This window comes from Kordia aestuariivivens (assembly GCF_014397005.1).
GTDB lineage: Bacteria > Bacteroidota > Bacteroidia > Flavobacteriales > Flavobacteriaceae > Kordia > Kordia aestuariivivens.
In genome coordinates, this window is the sequence record NZ_JACGWS010000009.1 from 129,493 (window position 1) to 148,823 (window position 19,331).

Below are 19,331 nucleotides of genomic sequence, written 5' to 3' on the forward strand. Positions count from 1 at the left end.
TTTGCACAAAGATAAGTTAAATTTCAGAAGTCAATAAGCTTGTGTTTATTGCTGTCATTTGCTGAATTTTTCTATTGGTATGTTTGGTGTAATAAATAGCTAAGACAACAAATAGTATGATTGCGAATGCGAATACATATACCAGTGAAAATGAACTACTTTCAGATTGTAAGATGGCTAAATACGGCGCAAATGTAAATTTGCAAACTACCGCAAGTAAAAAAGCGATTAGGATAGAAATCCCTAAAATTTTATATGATATTTGATGGTATACTTTGGCAATCTGCGCTCTTGAAAAACCTAAAAAGTGCAATTGACAAATGGTTTGTTTGTTCTTTAAAATTAGCAAATTGATATTTGTAATGACCAGCGTAATAGATAATACAGTAATCAAAATTCCAATTCCAAGGACAATCATTAAAATTAATTGTAGAAAATAGCTAATTCGAGAAGTCTGTACATCATTCTTCAAGTATTTGTAATTGTTTGAATTTAAAAAATCCAATACGTTTGGGTCAGAAGGGTTTGTAACGTCTAAAATGATTCTGGAAACTTTGTTTACTTTTTCAGGACTTAAGGTTTGGTTTGTATACTTCAAGAAAGATTCAGGCACCAGAATAGAATTTATTTTTTCGGAAGCAGCTAAGATATATGCATTGTATTCTTCACGTTTAGACGAACCAATCAGCGTCAATTCAATAGGAATTTCACGAATAAGATTTTCATCAATCTGTTTCATTCCTGTGCTTGCAGCATACCCAAAATTATACAGATTAATGTAATTTTTTGGAATGATAATCGGCACTTCTTTAGCGCCGGGTTTCCATTTCCATTCAGGGCTTTCGATGTCGATAAAATTATCAGGAATGGCTTCCAGAAACATCTCTGTGGAAATTCCGGAGTAATTTGCAATGGAAACACTCGCCACAACACGATACGTTCCGTGTGTAAAACCACCAACTTTTTTGACAAAATCTTGTTGTGTTATGGTTGAAATTTCTTCTGGAGTGAACGCATTATTGCGCCCTAAATCTTTGTAAATGATTAAGTTTTGGTTGCCCAATAAATCGTTAGATGTACTAAAAAGCGATTGTGTATCAATAAAAAGTTGAAACGCTACCAATAAAATTCCCAATCCAAGGCTAGAAGTCAACGCAAAAAATAATAATTGCGAAAAGTGGATCTGTTTGTTTAATAAGGTGCGAATCACAGTAAGAAGGTTTTTGTGTAATCTATATCGTAGCTATTGCCCAAACTAGCAATAATGAGTGTTGCTTTTCGTTTGGCAACTTCTTCCGTGATTAATTGTGTTGCATTGACAATTTGTGCATCATCAATATGACTAAAGGGTTCATCAAGCAATAACAATTCAAAGGGTTGACACAACGCTCTGACAATTGCAACGCGTTGTTGTTGTCCGTATGATAAAGTTTCTGCTTTTTTGTGCGCGAGTTCAACAACATTCAACTGTTTCATGTACGCTAAAATTTCCGTTTCGGTTTTGTAATTGGTCAATTGGTTTTTCAATTGAATATTCTCTAAAGCCGTTAATTCAGGGAACAATCGCAATCCTTGAAAAACAATCGAAACTTTTTCTCGTCGCAAAGCTGTCCAATCGATTTCTGTGTACGATGAAATATCTGTCGCATCAAACAAAATTGTACCAGCGTATTTATTATTTAAACCGTATAAAAAATTAAAAAAAGAACTTTTACCACTTCCCGAAGCTGCTTTCATCAAGTACTTTCCGTCAGCTATTAATTCAAAATCTTTACTCCAAACTTCCGAAGAAGCAGGAGTAAAGTATGTTGGAATTATAGAAGTGATGTTAATGTTCACAAGGCAATTTAAAAAGTATTAGTAAGTACTTTGCATTGCGTCCAGTTCTTTAGCCATAGCGGCATAGTATAACATTACGCGAGTTAGTGAGTTTCCTTCACCTTTTACGTATGTTCTTGTTTCTATACCATCAACATCCATAAAAATGTGATTATCACTAAAATATTCACCATATAACTTTGAAGTATTTTCTGTGTATGTATCCAATCCTGGAACACCAGCACCTGTGAATGATTTCATAAGATCCGTAGTCATTTCTGAAATATTAGAACTCATGTACACGTATCCTGAATGTGATAAATTTGATTTGTATTTAAAGTCAGAAAGGTTGTTCGCTAATTTTCCGTTTGCGCTAATTTCATCTGCTTTTGATTCATGATTTGTAATAAAAAGTAAATCATCAGTAACCACAAGTGAAATATTATCTGGAAGAAGGAAATGATTTTTAGCTTTGGTTTTTAATCCACCTTTAGCTGAAGCAATATTCATCAATATATCAAACTTTTCTTTGTCTTTCAATGCAATTGCTCCATACATGTATGGCATTTTTTTATCTACAATTGTGTATGGCTCTTCATCATCTTCACCACCATTGTAATATCTTGCATACGGATTGTAAACGGTATCTTTTACAGTGATTCCTTCCGTAATAGCTACCATCATAGAACCTTCAAAAATACCCACAATATCTTCAGCGGTCATTCCAGTTTCGCCTTTTAATCCTTTATTCATATCACGAATGCTTCTTTGCAAATGTTTTCTTGCATCTGGCGGAATTACTTTATTATTTTGCATTCCTTCAAAATGTTCGTAAAATGCTGAAGGGCTGATAGAAAGTTTCATCAATACTGATGGATCGTTCGGTAAAACATCTAACATCGATTTGCTATAACCTGTTGTCATCCAATCTTTATATCCTAATAATCTGTCGATATCTTTATTCAATGTAGCTTTTGTTTGTGTAAATACAAACTCATCATCAAAATTAAGGTAGTACGATAAATTGTTGTTTTCTAAATCAACGTCTATTCCAGATGACATTGTCATAAATGAAGTTAAAAGCTGAGCCACAGGTGTAGAAGTAACGTGCATTCCCATGTCTTTACTAGCGTCAAAGAAACCTTTGTAATAATCTGTTGCATACACACTTTTAGATTTGTCTAGCTCTGTAAGATCTGTCAATTCCGTTGCTGCATAATCTTTAGCACCAATAATCAATGCAGTTTTTCCGTCCCAACCAATAGCTAATTGATCTGAAGCATATACAGTAAATGCTTTTCCTTTTCCAACATTTTCCATTTTCTCCATTGGTGGAGCTTTGTCCATAATTGGTTGAATGAATTTTTCAAAAGCTTCGCCACTTTTAATAGGAAGAATAAATCCGCCCATACCAGACATACGGTCTATAGTGACAAACCCTAGCATAAATTCTTTGCGGAATGTATTGTCCAAATTTTCTTTGGACATAATTTCAGTAATCATGTCGCCAAAATCTCCAGGAGCTTTCTTGGCAAAATCTGAAATACCTAATTCATTATAATTAATCTCACTACTTTTCTTAGCAAGCGATTCTATATTAACATACATAACAGCAATAGCGTCCTTAGGGATGTAATACGATTCAGAACTTTTTTGACCACAACTTGCCATTAAAACAGCAATTGTGAGTAAGCATACAATTTTTCTCATACTAAATAAAATGATAAATGTTTTACAAAATTTTTTGGTGATCGGTGGAGGAATGCAAAAATAACAATATCTACCTTTTTTAAGCAAAAAATACACAATAAAGAATAACTATTTTTACAACTGATACCCAAATAGGTAGGTAGAAAAACAGAAACGTTACACAATCATAACTAAAACTTTACATAGATAAAAAAGAAGTGGTACAAATAGAAGAAATTAAAAAGTGTACAAAAAGCGAACTTCGGTTTACTTTTTATAAAAATCCATACGATGATTTTATCGTTCAAAAGAATATAAACTTACCAAGCCATGCGTTGGATATTCCTGTGATAATGTGTGATATGCCTGATAATTATTGCTTCTTGCCTCCAAATAGTGCTTTGCGAATCTGCAAAGCTTTCTTTAAAATAATTGATGTAGTTTAAGTAAGAATGCAATTAAAAATCATCACAAAATATCAAGAAAACAGGATGAGCATTCTATTTTAAAGTGAAAGAATTAGCATTTATACCCTTAAATTATATTCAAAAAGCAGCAAGTTTATTGCTCATAAAGCATTAATTTACAGATTACTATGGAAAAACTTATGAAAGTTGCATTGTCTAATAAATAAACAGTACATTTGCACGCTTAAAATAAAGAGGTAAATGGCTTCAATAAAAAATATTGCAATTATTGCACACGTAGATCACGGGAAGACTACATTGGTAGATAAAATTATGTATCACTGTCAACTATTTCGTGAAAATGAAAACACAGGAGATTTAATTCTTGATAACAACGATTTAGAACGTGAGCGTGGAATTACGATTACCTCTAAAAACGTTTCTGTAAACTACAAAGGAACAAAAATCAACATCATTGATACACCAGGTCACGCCGATTTCGGAGGAGAAGTAGAGCGTGTACTAAACATGGCTGATGGAGTATTACTATTAGTAGATGCTTTTGAAGGTCCAATGCCACAAACGCGTTTTGTACTTCAAAAAGCGATTGACTTAGGATTAAAACCATGTGTGGTTGTTAATAAAGTTGACAAAGAAAACTGTACGCCAGAAGAAGTATATGAAAAAGTATTCGACTTAATGTTCGAATTAGGTGCGGAAGAATGGCAGTTAGATTTTCCAGTAGTATACGGTTCTGCAAAAAATAATTGGATGTCAGATGATTGGCAAAATCCAACAGACAATATTGAACCTTTATTAGACATGGTTATGGAACACATTCCATCACCAGATTTTAAAGATGGAACAACACAAATGTTAATTACATCTTTAGATTTCTCTTCATTTACAGGACGTATCGCAATTGGTCGTTTACAAAGAGGAACACTAAAAGAAGGAATGCAAATTGCTTTGGTAAAACGTGATAAAACGATTATCAAATCAAAAATCAAAGAATTATATACATTTGAAGGACTTGGTAGAAAGAGAGCTACTGAAATTCAAGTGGGAGATATTTGCGCAATTGTAGGTTTAGAAGGATTTGAAATTGGTGATACCATCGCTGATTTAGAAAATCCTGAAGGATTAAAAACAATCGCAATTGACGAGCCAACAATGAGTATGTTGTTTACAATTAACGATTCACCTTTCTTCGGAAAAGATGGAAAGTATGTAACATCACGTCACATTAAAGATCGTTTAGAAAAAGAATTAGAGAAAAACTTAGCACTACGTTTAGGAGAAACTGGAAGCGCAGACAAATTCTTAGTATTTGGTAGAGGTGTATTACACTTATCAGTACTAATTGAAACAATGCGTAGAGAAGGATACGAATTGCAAATTGGGCAGCCACAAGTAATTATCAAAGAAATTGATGGTCAAAAATGTGAGCCAATTGAAGAACTAACAATTGATCTTCCTGAAAATGTATCAGGTAGAGCTGTTGAGTTCGTAACGCTTCGTAAAGGAGAAATGTTATCAATGGAAGCAAAAGGCGATCGTATGGTATGTGAATTCATGATTCCATCAAGAGGAATTATCGGATTGCGTAACCAATTGCTAACTGCAACTGCTGGTGAAGCTATCATGTCACACCGTTTCAAGGAATATCAGCCAGTAAAAGGGCCAATTCCAGGACGTATCTCAGGATCTTTAGTATCTATGGAGAACGGAACTTCAATTCCATATTCTATTGATAAATTACAAGATAGAGGAAAGTTTTTCGTAGAACCAGGAGAAAAAATATACGAAGGACAAGTAATTGGTGAGAACTCTCGTCAAGATGATATGACCATCAACATTACAAAAGCTAAAAAGCAAAGTAATGTACGTTCTTCAGGAGCAGATGACAAGGCAAAAATTGTTCCTGCAATCAAATTCTCATTAGAAGAAGCATTAGAATACATTCAAAAAGATGAATACGTAGAAGTTACACCAAACTCTTTACGTTTACGAAAAGTACACTTAACAGAAGTAGACAGAAAACGTAACAAAATCATCTAGAAAATACGATTCACATCGAAAAAAAAGGTTTCATTGTTACGCAGTGAAGCCTTTTCTTTTGAAAAATAATGACTTCTCGATATAAAATTTCATACTGAATAGCTTTGCTAGGTATTTTCAATCAAAATATATTTTGATCTCAAATAATACTCGAAGTGACTTGCTATTAATAAAAGATTTATTTTTCTCATAAACTCATAAACTCATAAACTCATAAACTCATAAACTCATAAACATGGAATTACTAGGAATCACAGGAACAGAATGGATCGGATACTTAGCATCGCTCGCAGTATTAGTTTCATTCACGATGAAAGACTTAAAGAACTTGCGAATGATCAACGCAATTGGTTGCTTACTATTTGTTGCGTACGGTTTTTTAATGCCAACATTGCGTGTAGGTTTGCCAATTATCATTACCAATTTTGCAATCTTAGGGATCAATATCTATCATTTGACTGCGCGTAAAAAGTAAATTTGTTACATTGCTGCGATTTATCTAACAATACAGATCTTTAAAAAAATAAAGAAACGTTGCTATTCGCTCACAAAATGCTACAAAAATTCCTTAAAAATAAATGGAGCTATCTCATCATATCAGCCGTAGCTTCTGGTTTGTATGCAATTATACATACGTATGGAATAAACTTTTTACTCATAAACTCTTGGACTCAATTTGGAATACTACTATCGCTTTACATCCTATTGCCAATCCTAATATTCATACTGGTAACAGGAATCGTAAAGAAAATTTCAAAGTTAAAAAAGTTTCAAGTGTACGTCATTCCAATACTAAATGCTGCGTTTTTTGCTTTTTTCATCATAGGTAAAACCTACGGATTCAATGCGCGGAGAATGGTGGTTTTGGGGATTTTCGCTGCAATTTGCATCGCGATTATGCTCACCAAACATTACAAAAAAATAATCATTCTTCAATTGGTATTGGCACTCGTTGCTTTCGTGAAAATTCCGCCAATACTCTATGAATACGCAACACAATCTAACGAATGGTTGGAACAACCAGACGCAATCGAAACTGCAAAATTTAAAAAAACACCCAACATATATGTCATTCAGCCAGATGGTTATGTAAGCTTTTCTGAACTAAAAAAAGACCTGTACAATTTTGATAATAGCGAATTTGAAACCTATTTAGATGAAAAAAACTTCAAACTATATTCAAATTACAGAAGCAACTACGCGTCTACGATATTATCAAACAGTTCTATGTTTGCCATGAAACATCACTACAAAGGCGAACAATTATTTAATGCACGCGAAGTGATTGCTGGAAACAATCCTGTGATTTCTACGCTGAAAAACAATGATTACAAAACTTTTTTACTGTTAGAATATCCATACTTATTATTAAACCGACCAACAATTTTGTATGATGAATGCAATATTGAGTACAGCGAAGTTCCGTTATTTGGTTTAGGCGCTTTCAAAAATAAAAAAGAATTAATCGCTCCATTAAAAAAGGCAATTCAAAACAATCTAGCAACCCGAAACTTTTTCTTCATAGAAAAAATAGCGCCAAGTCATATTGCTACACAAAAAAAACATTCGGCGGGCGTAGAAGGTGAAAGAGATAGTTACATTCTTAGGCTCAAAGAAGTAAACAATTGGCTTCGAGAAATAACGGATGTAATCGTGGAAAATGACCCAAACAGCCTGATTGTTATTGTGGCTGATCATGGTGGTTACATTGGTCTAGAATATACATATCAACTCAAAACAAAGTTAACAGATAGCGATTTAGTACATGCTGTTTTTTCTTCTGCTTTAGCCATCAAATGGCCAAACAATACTGCGCCTGTCTATGATTCAACACTGAAAACGAATGTGAATTTATTCCGAACCTTATTTGCTTATTTAAGTGAAAACGAAAACTACTTAAAACACTTAGAAAAAGATCAAAGCTTTTCACTCATTGAAAAAAATGCACCAAGCGGCGTTTACGAATACATTGACGATGAAGGAACTGTAGTCTTTAAGAAGATTGAAAAATAATTTCAAAAAAACAGTTCCTCAAAACAAACATAACAATCAGCGAAATTAATATCTAGTACATTACAATGTGTAAAAAGTAAATTTTTCTATCTTTACCAAAATCTAAAATTATGCACTTTCTTTATTTTGACGCTGGATTAGGAGCGATGTTGATTCAAGCAATAGTTGCAGCTGTAGCTGGAATTGCATTGTTTTACAAAAGCATTAAATTTAAAATAAGATCCATCTTTGGATTGGACAAGAACGCGTCTGAAAATGAAGTGTTTGACGATATTAATATAGACGATTCTAAGATAGAAAACCCATCGAAAGATGACAACTAATTCCCGACATGCTTCTTCATATCGTGATCCTAGCGGACATGTATATATTGAAAATAATTTGATCAAAAGAATCATATTTCCTAGTTACTTTCCGCAATACGAAGCCCTAAAAAGTTCAGGTTTCTTCGAAAAAGCATTTCAACATAAACTGTTGATTCCGCATGAAGAAACAGAACGTTCAGCAACTCAAATTTGTATTCAACCAGAGCAAATTCCGTTTATTACGTATCCGTACGAATGGAGTTTTCAGCAATACAAAGAAGCGGCTTTATTGACGTTAAAATTGCAGAAATATGCCTTGCAAAATGATTTTTCACTCAAAGATGCAACCGCGTATAACATTGCTTTCCACAACGGAAACGCTATTTTTATAGATACGCTTTCGCTAGATTTTTATCAGGAAAACACACCTTGGCGCGCGTACAAACAATTCGTTACGCACTTTCTAGGACCGCTGGTTTTGGCAAAATATCACGGAGCTGAATTTCTAAAAACGATGTCAAATTTCATTGATGGCGTTCCGCTCAAAATGATTGCTTCCTTATTGCCGAAAACGACAAAACTCAATCCGTTTTTATACACCAACATTCACTTATTGGCAAAATATGAAAACAAGCATCAAGAAGAAGACGTAAAAGCAAGCAAACAGGCGTCGTTGTCGAAAAAAGGATTATTCAATATCATTGATAATTTATACAATTACATAAAAAAATTACAACTCAACGAGCAATCGGAATGGGGAAACTATTACCAAAAAACCAACTATTCTGACAACGCTTTTTCGTTAAAATCAAACATCATAAACGAGTGGATTCAATCGCTTCACGCGAAAAAAGTCATTGATGTTGGTGGAAACGATGGAACATTTGTGCGTCAAATTACGAGCGACATAGAATTGGCGTTGGTGGGCGATATTGACAACAATGCAGTAGATCAAAATCATTATGCTGTCAAAAAAGACAAAGAAACGAACATGTTGCCATTTGTGATTGATTTGCTCAATCCGTCAGCAGCGATTGGTTTTCAAAACACCGAACGTTTCTCGTTTGTGCAGCGTGTGCAAGAATTTAAGCCAGATGTTACCTTGGCACTTGCGTTAATTCATCATTTATCCTTGACAGGAAATGTGCCTTTTGAAAATTCGGCTGCTTTTTTTGCTGCGATTTCGGAGCACCTCATCATCGAATTTCCAAAACGAAACGATTCGTATGCAACGCGTTTGCTCAATGCAAAAGCAGAATTCAAAGATCAATTCGGACATTACAATCTGGAAGATTTTGAAAGAACGTATTCGGAATACTTCGAACTCATAGACAAAAAAGAAATCACGGATTCTGAACGCGTACTGTATTTATTCAAGAAAAAAGATGTTAAGTAAATTCCGAAAATACATAGAAGCATTTGTTGCAAACAGCAAAGAATATCCAGTTGTATTCGCAATTGCCGCAGGTTTATATTCGTTTATCTATGTCTATCATTCCAACTTTATGTTGGTCAATTCGGGGTTTCAATTCGTCATCTTCTTGTGTGCGTACCTTCTATTGCCGATCGTGGTTTTTGTAATTTCTTGGCAAATCATAAAGCGATTAAAATTTCTAAGTAAACTTCAACACTATCTATTGCCAATCTTAAATGCAGTGTTTTTTGGTTTCTACTTTATCGGAAGAATCTATGGTTTTCACGAACGAAAAATCATTTTAGCGTATCTCATAGGTTTTACGCTTCTCGCGATTTTACTCAGAAAACAATACAAAAAAATCGTTGTCATTCAATTCATCATGGCGTTTGTAGCATTTGTATGTTTATTGCCAACCTTATACAGAGCAACTTTTGATTCGGACGAATGGCAAACACAACCCGATGCAATTGTTAAAACGAAATTCAATAAATTTCCAAACATATATGTCATTCAGCCAGATGGATACGTAAACTTTGCAGAATTGGCGAAAGATCCATATAGTTTTGACAATGAGGAGTTTGAATACTATTTAAAGAAGAAAAAATTCAAACTCTATAAAAATTTCAGAAGTAACTATACGTCAACGATATTGTCTAACAGTTCTCTGTTTGCGATGAAACATCACTACAAAGGCAAACAATTATTTGGCGCACGTGAAGTCATTGCAGGAAACAATCCGGTGATAGAAACCTTGAAAAACAACGATTATCAAACGTTTCTATTCATTGAAAATCCGTACTTATTATTAAATCGACCAACGATACAATACGATTCGTGTAACTTTTCTATGGACGAAGTTCCTTGGTTTGGATTTGGCGCGTTTGGAATGCGTAAAAAACTCATTGATCCGCTAGAAGAAACCATCCGAAACAATCGCGGAAAGCGAAACTTTTACTTCATTGAAAAAATTGCGCCAGGACACATTACAACCTTCAAAAATCAAGCGCAAACGCTTGAAGTCGAACGCGAAAATTATTTAGAACAACTAAAAGAAGCAAACCAATGGCTTCGATTCATCACGCAAGTAATTGTGAAAAATGATCCAAACAGTCTCATTGTCATTGCAGCTGATCATGGTGGCTATGTTGGACTGAATTACACGAAAGAACTCTTTGAAAAGCAAACCGATAAAAAACTCATTTACTCAGCATTTTCATCAGCCTTAGCGATCAAATGGCCAGACAATATTGCGCCAGCGTACGACGACCAACTAAAAACGTCTGTAAATCTCTTCCGAACGATATTTACATATCTTGGCGATAACCCGAAGTTATTGGACAACTTACAACCCGACACAAGTCATTCCATCATCAATAAAAACGCACCAAGCGGCGTGTATGAGTATATTGATTCAGATGGAAATGTGGTTTTTCGGAAGGTTGATTAGTAGATTTTATTTCCCTCTGTTTAGCCTTCTATTTGAAAGTTTTTTCCAGATATTGTTAGCTAATTTTATGTCAGAATCAGAAAGACCATAATTTTTTTTCAGTATTTTTTGATTTGTTATTTTTAAAATTTCCGAAATATCTTTTTTTTCTCTTATCATTTTATCAATAACAGAAAGTAAATCAGCGTTGTTTTCATTATAAGGTAATAGAACTCTTTCTACTTCATTTGGCATTAATTCTAAAACTCCTCCTCCGTGACTTCTTCCGCAGATTTCTGTAAAGGCTAATGATAAAGAATTATAATAACTAGCTGTCAGAGCTTTTAGTTCAACGTTTGGTTTTGCTGTAACACGATGCATTGTGTCTGTTGTAAAGGCTTTAGCTTCATTGATAATTAATTTCGGATATTTATTGTTTCTACGAATGAAAAGAGCTTCAGAAATTCTTTGTGATGGTACAATTTGCCATTCATCTCTTATCCTACATTTATAGCCTTCATTAATTTTTTCTTCTTCTCCCCAAGCTATGTAGTCTCTTGCTCCAATAGAGCCATTTAAATCTGCCATTTTTGGAAAAGACAGAAAATGAGTTCTAGCTTCTTTATCTCGATTTCTATTCCAATCTTTAGTTGTGAAGATTGCACTTGGAACTTGTACACTTCTACCAACTAATGGTTTTGCATATTTCTCTAGATTATAGAATTTGACTGTTGAAAGAGGAACTGTGAAAAAAGGATTTGAGCCAGTAGTGATTCCAACTTCTACTTTTGCAAACTTTCCTAATTGATTGAATTTTTTGTCAGACTGAAGTCTTTCTAGAAAATCAATCTCTTCTTGCTCAAGAAAGTAAAAAGTCCATTTGTTTGATTTGAAATCAATCTTCTTTTTTGGACTTTTTAATTTTGAAACATCTAATTTTTTAAGCTCTTCCGCATCTCTTAACTCTAGATGTTCAATTAAATGAGAATTAGAGATGTTTTTCTCGCAAAGCAACAAAACTACTTCTTGTTGAATATTTGGAAATACAAGTTTCTCAAAAGAAACAATATTTATTTTGTTATAAAAATGAGCTAAAAACTCTCTCAAAGGTTGGGCGTATGAAACTTGAAGAATTTCAGCTGGTAAAACGAATCCAATTTTACCTTCTTTTTTTAAAAGTAAAGAAGAACCAACCACAAAAGAAACCCAAGCGTTCGTTAATTTTGAATATTTTAAACTTGCTTTATTAAAAATATCAGCTGCATATTGTTGTTGTTCTCTATCAAAATATTGATATCGAATGTATGGTGGATTTCCAACAATTAAATCAAATTTTCTCTCTGTATTAATACAATATTTATGAAAATCTTCATTAATTACAGACGATTTATTTAAACCAATAGTTTCTGACTTTTCTGCTTCAACTTCATCAAATTCAATTGCAGTAACTGAATTGTATTCGTAGTTTTCTTTTTGAATTTCTTTTAAAAAAACACCATCTCCACAACTTGGTTCTAAAATGTCTAATTCTTTATTTCCATTAAAAGCCCATTTTAAAATAAATGCAGCAATTGGTTCAGGTGTATAAAAACCACCTCTTAATTTTTCATCTGATGCTTCTTTAATTAATTGCATTATTTGTTGGCTTTATTTTTATTGTAATAATTGATTTTCTCTTCTGCAACTTTTAAAACTTTAGTTGCTAATTCTTCTTCTAAAATTGAATATGCAACTGTGTCACTTAAATGAGCTACAGTTAGTAAGTCTTCATCAATGTTAAATAAAATTGAAATATCCTTTATGAATTGTTTTGATGGATTTCGATTATTCTTTTCAATCTTTCCAAGCATTGAAGTATCAATTTTTAAATGCTTTGCAACTTCTCGTAATGTTAGATGATTTTCAATACGTAAATCTTTAATTGTTTCTCCGAATGATTTTTCTAATTGCATAATTTTTTTGGACAACTTCAGTCCAAATATACAAATGTCATTCGAACTAGCTACGTTTTTTTTAGATTTTTTATACAATATCAATTAAGAAGTCTTTATTTACTTCATATAAGTTTAATGTCTTACCTGAAAGACTACTTTTTTGTAAAACAGGAATAACAGTTCGTCCCCAATGAAGCCAAGTAGGCGTATTACCTTGTCCTGCTACTCTAGAAGAATCGTGGCTTAATTTTAATGTGAATTTCCCAATAGATTTTCCAGAAATTGAAATGTCAAATACACCAAATGTTTCTTCGTATGTAGCACTATGAGGTTTTGTTTTTACCCAAGTTAGTTTATTAAATACTTGATTTCTAAAATAAGTCTTTTGATCAATTACTTTGGTTCCTAATTTAAAACGTGCTTGTGCTAATTTTAAATTTCCTGTTATTGCAGTACCTGCAGGTACATCTTGAGCATCACTATTGCTTAGCTTTAATTTTTTCCAAACTAAATGCTTACTTGTTATAGTAGTTGTTACTGGAACAGTTGGTGAAATTGGTGCAACTGGAACGACAGTTGTAGGTTTGGATTTTTTACTTTTACTTGGAAATATACTTGAAGGTACTTTTGAAACACTTCTTTTAGGTACTTTTGATTTTTTCGACTTTTTTCCAGTTGAAGAAGAAGTGCCTTTTGAGTAATTTCTTTTTCTTGTTGCCTCGTCAGGGACAATTCCATCAAGAAAAAAATCATTAATTACTTTGTTATCTATTTTAAAAATATTTGGGTCAGAAAGATTTAAAAGTGACTTATAATATGTCTTTAATTCTGACAATAAAGCCAATCCATCTTTATCAGTTTGATTAAACTCTACAAGAAGTGAACTTTCTATATTTGTGAATAATCCAGTTCTAGTTAAGTTTGATGAACCTAGTATTATTTTAACGTCATTTGGTCCTTCAAATAAATAAAATTTTGGATGGAATATTGGATTTTCTTCTTGGTAGAAAATATAACTTTTAATATTCAAACTTAGAATTTCTTCAAGAGCTTCTTTTGAAGTTCCGCCTTGGTCAATTCCAACAATAATGGTTAAATTTTTAAAGTTCTTTTTAGCAGAATTTATGTGACCTGATAAACCATATATTCCAGCCTCACTTGCAAAAGCAGAAAAGCCAGTAAATGAATTGAACTTTTTTTCTTTTAAAAATTGAACTAATAAATTCCCAACAGCATTTTTTGATGTAGGTTCTATTCCTTGTCCTAAAAACGAAATTTTCATTGATGTATTTTATTTAATTTTTCAAAAATTAATTTCATAGATACATCAAGTCCTTTTGACAATTTTTCAATACTTTCAAGAGTAATATTTTTTTCTCCTCTTTCAATCATTCCAATATAAGTTCGGTGCAGATTCGATCGAAAGCCTAGTTCTTCTTGAGAAATATCTTTTCCTTTTCGAAGTTCTCTAATAATTTTACCGAAATCCAGTGATAATTTTGTATTCATTGAGTATACTATAGTTAGCACAAAGTAAGTTTATACTTTTGTTCTTGCTACATACTAAAGTTAGCATTTTAGCGTTGAAAAATTTTAATTCTTTTGGTTTTTAGAGTTCAGCCTAAGTGCTCACAAAAATATTTTTCAACACATCTATATCAACTCACATTAAAATTAGTAAATTCACTTTTTCTAAAACAAACCTAACATTTACACACTAACCAAATATACAAGTGAACATCAAACGCTTTGGGACAACTTTGTTTCCACAGCAAAAAATAGTTCATTTCTGTTCTATCGAAACTTTATGGAATATCATAAAGACCGATATGAAGACCATTCTTTGCTGCTTTTTAAAAAAGACAAGTTAGTTGCTTTGTTTCCTGCAAATCAGCAGGAAAACTGCTTGTATTCGCATCAAGGACTCACATTTGGCGGTTTGGTATTGCCAAAAAATATAGGCGCAGACGAAGTGAATCAATTACTGCTTTCTGTGATGGATTACGCGAAAGCGGAAAACTTTCAAGAACTGATTGTAAAAACGATTCCTGAAATCTATCATACGCAAAAAACGAACGAATTGTTATATTTTTTAAGCTTGCAAGGAAAATTGCAATCACGAAATCTCGTTTTAGCCATTGATTACAGTCAAGAAGTTCAACTTCATAAAACAAAACGAAAGCATTTTGATAAAAATCATGTGCTAGGTTTTGAAATTGAAGAAAACGGAAGTTTTCCTGAATTTTGGAACGATGTTTTAGCGCCAAAACTAGATTCAAAATACAGTGCGAAACCTGTACATTCGTTAGCCGAAATTACCAAATTGGCAACGCTTTTTCCATCAAACATCATTCAATATAACATAAAGTTAGAAGGTGAAATCCTAGCAGGAATTACCATTTTTAAACACAACAACGTTGTTAAATCACAATACGGAGCCAATACGACAAAAGGTGCTTCGTTGCGTGCGTTGGAATATTTATTTATCTATCTGATTGAAAAATTCGAAAAAGAAAACATGCAATATTTCAGTATGGGAACCGTTGATGCAGACAACGAACAAGGCTACAATTCCGGATTACTCAAACAAAAAGAAGAATTGGGTTGTGTTTGCTTTACGCAAGATATCTTTAAAATTTCGCTCACATGATCAAGTTTTTAGACTTACATATACTCAATGCACGGTTTGAAACTGAATTTCAGGAAGCATTCAAAAACTTTTTAGATTCAGGGTATTACGTGTTGGGAAACAATGTAAAAGCGTTTGAAAAATCGTATGCTGACTATTGCGGAACGGATTTTTGTGTTGGAATAAGTAACGGTTTAGATGCGTTAATCTTAATTTTAGAAGCGTATAAAATTCAAGGAAAACTCAAAGAAGGCGACGAAGTTATCGTGCCTGCAAACACATACATTGCCAGTATTTTAGGAATTACCAAAGCGGGATTAATTCCTGTGTTGGTTGAACCCGATTTGAGAACATTCAATATAGATTCAACTAAAATTGAAGCTGCCATTACACCAAAAACGAAAGCTATTTTGGTCGTACATTTATACGGTCAATTGGTTGAAATGATGGAAATTCATTCCATAGCAAAACAACATGATTTATTAGTCATGGAAGATGCTGCACAAGCGCACGGTGCAAAAAATAAAGACGGAAAAAAAGCGGGAAATCTAAGTGATGCAGCAGGTTTTAGTTTCTATCCAACGAAAAACTTAGGTGCGTTGGGCGAAGCTGGCGCAGTGACGACAAATGATTCAAATTTAGCAGAAATCATCACGAAATTGCGCAATTACGGAAGTTCTTCAAAATATGTAAATCAATACAAAGGTGTCAACAATCGGTTGGATGAAATTCAGGCAGCTTTTTTACGTGTAAAATTGCCAAAGTTAGATGCAGATAATGAAATTAGAAGAAATATTGCAAAGCGTTATTTGAGTGAAATCAACAATCCGTTAGTAATCTTGCCAAGCTATAAAAACGACGAATCGCATGTATTTCATCAATTTGTAATTAGAACGGAAAACAGAGCTAAATTACAAGTATATTTAACCGAAAATAACATCGGAACCTTGATTCATTATGAAATTCCACCGCACAAACAAGAAGCCTACAAAGAGTGGAATCACTTACATTTTCCGATCACGGAGAAAATTCATGATGAATGTTTGAGTTTGCCTATCAGTCCAGTTATGGAAACAGCTGATATTGATACAATTATTGCCGTACTAAATACATTCTCTTGAAGAAACTAAAAGCGCATATTGCAAACAACTTGCTATTGAAAATAACGTCTTTCAATAGTATTGCAATACTGATCAACGTAGTTGTTGGCGTGTTGACTTCCAAAGCATTGGCAGAATTTGTCGGTCCAAAAGGAATGGCTTCCGTAGGAAATTTGAGAGATTTTCTAAAAACAATTTACGCATTGGCAACATTCGGAATCTACTCAGGTGTTGTAAAATATACTGCCGAACATAAAAAAGATCAAACTGAACTTCAAAAAGTATTATCTACCGCGTTAGTGGTCATTTTAGTTGCCACAATTCTTGTGAGTTTCGCATTATACTTTGGCGCAACGTATTGGAATAACTTAATTTTTGAAGGAAAAGAGTTCGGCTACATCTTCAAAATACTAGCGTTTGTATTGCCTCTGTACGCGCTAAATATGTTTTGTTTGGGTATTATCAATGGATTTGAAAAATACAAAAAATACATCACGGTTACTATTATCGGATATCTTGTAAACCTAGTTGTAACGGTTTATTTAGTCTGGAAATATCAATTAGATGGCGCGTTGGTTGCGTTAAGTATTGTGCCGTCAATTCTATTAATTTTTAGTTTGATATTACTCTACAAAGAACGTGTTTCGTTGCCAAAATTAAAGTCGAAAGCATTCTCAAAAATATATTTTAAAAAATACCTGTCGTACACAATTATGGCGGCGGTTTCGGCATTTATTTTTCCTATCATTTATGTATTTGTTCGAAATCATATCATAGAAACCATTGGCGAAAATGAAGCTGGTTATTGGGAAGCCATGCAGCGAATTTCAAGTCAATATTTAATATTTGTAACATCGTTATTATCGTTGTATATATTGCCGAAACTTTCTGAAAATAAGACAATTAAAGGATTTCGGACAATTGTATTTAATTTCTATAAAACCATTTTACCTATATTCGGAATTGGCTTAATTTTGATTTATTTCTTGCGAATTTATGTGATTGAATTTGTATATAATGAAGAATTTTTAGCCACCGAAAGTCTATTTTTATGGCAACTTTTGGGCGATTTCTTTAAAGTGATTTCATTAGTAATTGCGTATCAATTGTATGCTAAAAAAATGCTGGGTCACTATTTATTTGTAGAAATAATTTCGTTAGTATTATTCTATTATTTAAGCATTTATTTAACGAATGAAGTTGGTATTGAAGGTGTTGTAATGGCACATTGTATTCGTAGTTTTGTCGCGCTTATTTTGCTGATCTTGATCTTTTGGAAATCATTATTTGGTAAAATTGACCTAGAAAACGCAGAAGTATAAGGCAGCTTGTAGAAAATGTGTATTTTTAAACAATGAAGAAATTTTTGAAACATAACATATTGCGCTTAAAAATTTGGAAATATAAGTTTCTAAGTACAAACGCACATACCATTGGAAAACCAAAACGCATACAACCGTTGCTGATAGAAGGTGATGGGAAGTTGCATTTTGGCAACAATGTGAGTTTCGGAATTTACAGAGCTCCATATTTATATAGCGGTTACAGTTACGTGGAAGCGCGCGGCGAAAAGTCGGAAATTTTCTTTGAAGCGAATGTCGCGATTAACAATTCGTGTGTAATTACGGCAGAAAAGAAAATCACGATTTCAAAAAATACTGTGATTGGTTATAATTGTCATATCAGTGATAGCTCATTTCATAACTTAGCAACAGACATACGTCACGAAACGGATCCAAACCCGGAAGAAGTTCACATTGGTGAAAATGTATTTATTGGCAACAATGTTACCATCTTAAAAGGTGTAAAACTTGGAAAAAATGTCGTTGTCGGAAGTGGTGCAATTGTCACCAAAAGTTTTCCTGACAATGTTGTTATTGCAGGCGTTCCAGCCAAAATTGTGAGCGAAATATCATAAAAATCAAGTGTGCATGAACTTTCAATCGTTTCAAAATCTTTGTATCTTTAGCTAAAAAAGAATGAAAAAGATATACATAATAAGTTTACTGTTCTTGACACAGTTTCTATTTGCACAACAAGCTGATGTTGACTTTGGAAAATATAAAGATGGTGATCTTTGGCGAATTACGGATGATGGCGTAATGGGCGGACTTTCCAAAGGCGATTATCGATTCTCAGATGATGGTGTTGTATTTGATGGAACAGTTTCCCTTGAAAATAATGGTGGATTTTCATCTTATAAAAGCAGGTTTAAAAAAACAGATCTTTCTTCATACACAAAAGTAATTATTCGCTATCGCTCAAAAAACTACATTATGGGTTTTACTTTTGAGATGGACAAACGTTGGTATGTTCCGTATTACAAAGTATCTTTGAAACCGACCGATTGGAAATGGGTGGAAGCAGAGATTGCTTTCTCAGAATTTGATCGATATAATATAGGAAGTAAAAGACCCGGAAGACTAACGCAAGAAGAATTAAAAAAGATTTTACGTGTTGGTTTTACTTCAAACGAAAAAAGAGCTGGTGATTTTAAGATAGAAATCGATTATATAAAATTTGAGTAAAGTT

General features: G+C 33.2%; 18 protein-coding genes. 11 read left to right on the forward strand and 7 right to left on the reverse strand.

The window, feature by feature from the left end:
* Positions 1 to 16 precede the first annotated feature (16 nt).
* From H2O64_RS15160 to H2O64_RS15170, 3 genes are read right to left on the reverse strand one after another with little or no spacing between them, the layout of a single operon-like run.
* Positions 17 to 1,210 carry a hypothetical protein gene (locus H2O64_RS15160; RefSeq protein ID WP_187563056.1) on the reverse strand — a complete coding sequence of 398 codons (1,194 nt, stop codon included), beginning with the start codon at positions 1,208 to 1,210 and terminating at the stop codon, positions 17 to 19.
* Entirely contained in the window at positions 1,207 to 1,839 is a 633-nt protein-coding gene (locus tag H2O64_RS15165) for an ATP-binding cassette domain-containing protein (protein WP_187563057.1), read from the reverse strand. Before H2O64_RS15165 ends, H2O64_RS15160 begins: the two co-directional genes overlap by 4 nt.
* Positions 1,840 to 1,857: 18 nt before the next feature.
* Positions 1,858 to 3,528: a DUF4836 family protein gene (locus H2O64_RS15170; protein ID WP_187563058.1), complete on the reverse strand. Its 1,671-nt coding sequence runs from the start codon at positions 3,526 to 3,528 to the stop codon at positions 1,858 to 1,860.
* A gap of 647 nt (positions 3,529 to 4,175) precedes the next feature.
* Here H2O64_RS15170 and typA point away from each other — a divergent pair.
* The 6 genes from typA (at position 4,176) to H2O64_RS15200 (ending at position 11,157) form a co-directional block, all read left to right on the forward strand.
* Complete coding sequence (typA, locus tag H2O64_RS15175) at positions 4,176 to 5,975, forward strand: translational GTPase TypA (RefSeq protein WP_187563059.1); 1,800 nt, start codon at positions 4,176 to 4,178, stop codon at positions 5,973 to 5,975.
* Between the two features lie 235 nt (positions 5,976 to 6,210).
* Positions 6,211 to 6,450: a uroporphyrinogen decarboxylase gene (locus H2O64_RS15180; protein WP_187563060.1), complete on the forward strand. Its 240-nt coding sequence runs from the start codon at positions 6,211 to 6,213 to the stop codon at positions 6,448 to 6,450.
* Positions 6,451 to 6,527: 77 nt separating this feature from the next.
* Positions 6,528 to 7,988, forward strand: a complete 1,461-nt coding sequence (locus tag H2O64_RS15185; RefSeq protein ID WP_187563061.1) for a hypothetical protein — start codon at positions 6,528 to 6,530, stop codon at positions 7,986 to 7,988.
* A 110-nt stretch (positions 7,989 to 8,098) separates the two neighbouring features.
* The gene (locus tag H2O64_RS15190) at positions 8,099 to 8,311 is read left to right on the forward strand and encodes a hypothetical protein (protein WP_187563062.1); all 213 of its coding nucleotides are present in this window, start codon (positions 8,099 to 8,101) and stop codon (positions 8,309 to 8,311) included.
* The gene (locus H2O64_RS15195) at positions 8,301 to 9,689 is read left to right on the forward strand and encodes a class I SAM-dependent methyltransferase (RefSeq protein WP_187563063.1); all 1,389 of its coding nucleotides are present in this window, start codon (positions 8,301 to 8,303) and stop codon (positions 9,687 to 9,689) included. Before H2O64_RS15190 ends, H2O64_RS15195 begins: the two co-directional genes overlap by 11 nt.
* Positions 9,679 to 11,157, forward strand: coding sequence for a sulfatase-like hydrolase/transferase (locus tag H2O64_RS15200; protein ID WP_215907176.1), 1,479 nt, complete (start codon positions 9,679 to 9,681; stop codon positions 11,155 to 11,157). Before H2O64_RS15195 ends, H2O64_RS15200 begins: the two co-directional genes overlap by 11 nt.
* A gap of 6 nt (positions 11,158 to 11,163) precedes the next feature.
* Here H2O64_RS15200 and H2O64_RS15205 read toward each other — a convergent pair whose 3' ends face one another.
* The 4 genes from H2O64_RS15205 to H2O64_RS15220 all read right to left on the reverse strand — a co-directional run bounded on the left by H2O64_RS15205 (position 11,164) and on the right by H2O64_RS15220 (position 14,579).
* Positions 11,164 to 12,771 (reverse strand): Eco57I restriction-modification methylase domain-containing protein, encoded by a 1,608-nt coding sequence (locus H2O64_RS15205; RefSeq protein WP_187563064.1) that lies wholly within the window; start codon positions 12,769 to 12,771, stop codon positions 11,164 to 11,166.
* The gene (locus H2O64_RS15210; RefSeq protein WP_187563065.1) at positions 12,771 to 13,088 is read right to left on the reverse strand and encodes a helix-turn-helix domain-containing protein; all 318 of its coding nucleotides are present in this window, start codon (positions 13,086 to 13,088) and stop codon (positions 12,771 to 12,773) included. Before H2O64_RS15210 ends, H2O64_RS15205 begins: the two co-directional genes overlap by 1 nt.
* Before the next feature lie 70 nt (positions 13,089 to 13,158).
* On the reverse strand, positions 13,159 to 14,352 hold the full coding sequence (locus H2O64_RS15215) for a phospholipase D-like domain-containing protein (RefSeq protein ID WP_187563066.1): 1,194 nt from the start codon (positions 14,350 to 14,352) through the stop codon (positions 13,159 to 13,161).
* Positions 14,349 to 14,579: a helix-turn-helix domain-containing protein gene (locus tag H2O64_RS15220; protein WP_187563067.1), complete on the reverse strand. Its 231-nt coding sequence runs from the start codon at positions 14,577 to 14,579 to the stop codon at positions 14,349 to 14,351. Before H2O64_RS15220 ends, H2O64_RS15215 begins: the two co-directional genes overlap by 4 nt.
* Positions 14,580 to 14,877: 298 nt before the next feature.
* Between H2O64_RS15220 and H2O64_RS15225 the strand changes: the two genes are divergently transcribed.
* The 5 genes from H2O64_RS15225 to H2O64_RS15245 all read left to right on the forward strand — a co-directional run bounded on the left by H2O64_RS15225 (position 14,878) and on the right by H2O64_RS15245 (position 19,327).
* Complete coding sequence (locus H2O64_RS15225; RefSeq protein WP_215907177.1) at positions 14,878 to 15,720, forward strand: FemAB family protein; 843 nt, start codon at positions 14,878 to 14,880, stop codon at positions 15,718 to 15,720.
* Entirely contained in the window at positions 15,717 to 16,820 is a 1,104-nt protein-coding gene (locus tag H2O64_RS15230) for a DegT/DnrJ/EryC1/StrS family aminotransferase (RefSeq protein WP_187563068.1), read from the forward strand. The genes H2O64_RS15225 and H2O64_RS15230 overlap by 4 nt, the downstream gene beginning before the upstream one ends.
* Complete coding sequence (locus H2O64_RS15235) at positions 16,817 to 18,121, forward strand: O-antigen translocase (protein WP_187563069.1); 1,305 nt, start codon at positions 16,817 to 16,819, stop codon at positions 18,119 to 18,121. Before H2O64_RS15230 ends, H2O64_RS15235 begins: the two co-directional genes overlap by 4 nt.
* Positions 18,122 to 18,153: 32 nt before the next feature.
* Positions 18,154 to 18,717, forward strand: coding sequence for an acyltransferase (locus H2O64_RS15240; protein ID WP_187563070.1), 564 nt, complete (start codon positions 18,154 to 18,156; stop codon positions 18,715 to 18,717).
* A gap of 61 nt (positions 18,718 to 18,778) precedes the next feature.
* Positions 18,779 to 19,327: a CIA30 family protein gene (locus H2O64_RS15245; protein ID WP_187563071.1), complete on the forward strand. Its 549-nt coding sequence runs from the start codon at positions 18,779 to 18,781 to the stop codon at positions 19,325 to 19,327.
* Positions 19,328 to 19,331 lie beyond the last annotated feature (4 nt).

Coding starts and splice junctions, on each gene's coding strand:
- H2O64_RS15225 (WP_215907177.1), top strand. CDS start 14,878: ATGGAATATCATAAAGACCGATATGAAGACCATTCTTTGCTGCTTTTT.
- typA (WP_187563059.1), top strand. CDS start 4,176: ATGGCTTCAATAAAAAATATTGCAATTATTGCACACGTAGATCACGGG.
- H2O64_RS15185 (WP_187563061.1), top strand. CDS start 6,528: ATGCTACAAAAATTCCTTAAAAATAAATGGAGCTATCTCATCATATCA.
- H2O64_RS15180 (WP_187563060.1), top strand. CDS start 6,211: ATGGAATTACTAGGAATCACAGGAACAGAATGGATCGGATACTTAGCA.
- H2O64_RS15210 (WP_187563065.1), bottom strand. CDS start 13,088: ATGCAATTAGAAAAATCATTCGGAGAAACAATTAAAGATTTACGTATT.
- H2O64_RS15190 (WP_187563062.1), top strand. CDS start 8,099: ATGCACTTTCTTTATTTTGACGCTGGATTAGGAGCGATGTTGATTCAA.
- H2O64_RS15230 (WP_187563068.1), top strand. CDS start 15,717: ATGATCAAGTTTTTAGACTTACATATACTCAATGCACGGTTTGAAACT.
- H2O64_RS15200 (WP_215907176.1), top strand. CDS start 9,679: ATGTTAAGTAAATTCCGAAAATACATAGAAGCATTTGTTGCAAACAGC.
- H2O64_RS15220 (WP_187563067.1), bottom strand. CDS start 14,579: ATGAATACAAAATTATCACTGGATTTCGGTAAAATTATTAGAGAACTT.
- H2O64_RS15245 (WP_187563071.1), top strand. CDS start 18,779: ATGAAAAAGATATACATAATAAGTTTACTGTTCTTGACACAGTTTCTA.
- H2O64_RS15170 (WP_187563058.1), bottom strand. CDS start 3,528: ATGAGAAAAATTGTATGCTTACTCACAATTGCTGTTTTAATGGCAAGT.
- H2O64_RS15205 (WP_187563064.1), bottom strand. CDS start 12,771: ATGCAATTAATTAAAGAAGCATCAGATGAAAAATTAAGAGGTGGTTTT.
- H2O64_RS15240 (WP_187563070.1), top strand. CDS start 18,154: ATGAAGAAATTTTTGAAACATAACATATTGCGCTTAAAAATTTGGAAA.
- H2O64_RS15215 (WP_187563066.1), bottom strand. CDS start 14,352: ATGAAAATTTCGTTTTTAGGACAAGGAATAGAACCTACATCAAAAAAT.
- H2O64_RS15195 (WP_187563063.1), top strand. CDS start 8,301: ATGACAACTAATTCCCGACATGCTTCTTCATATCGTGATCCTAGCGGA.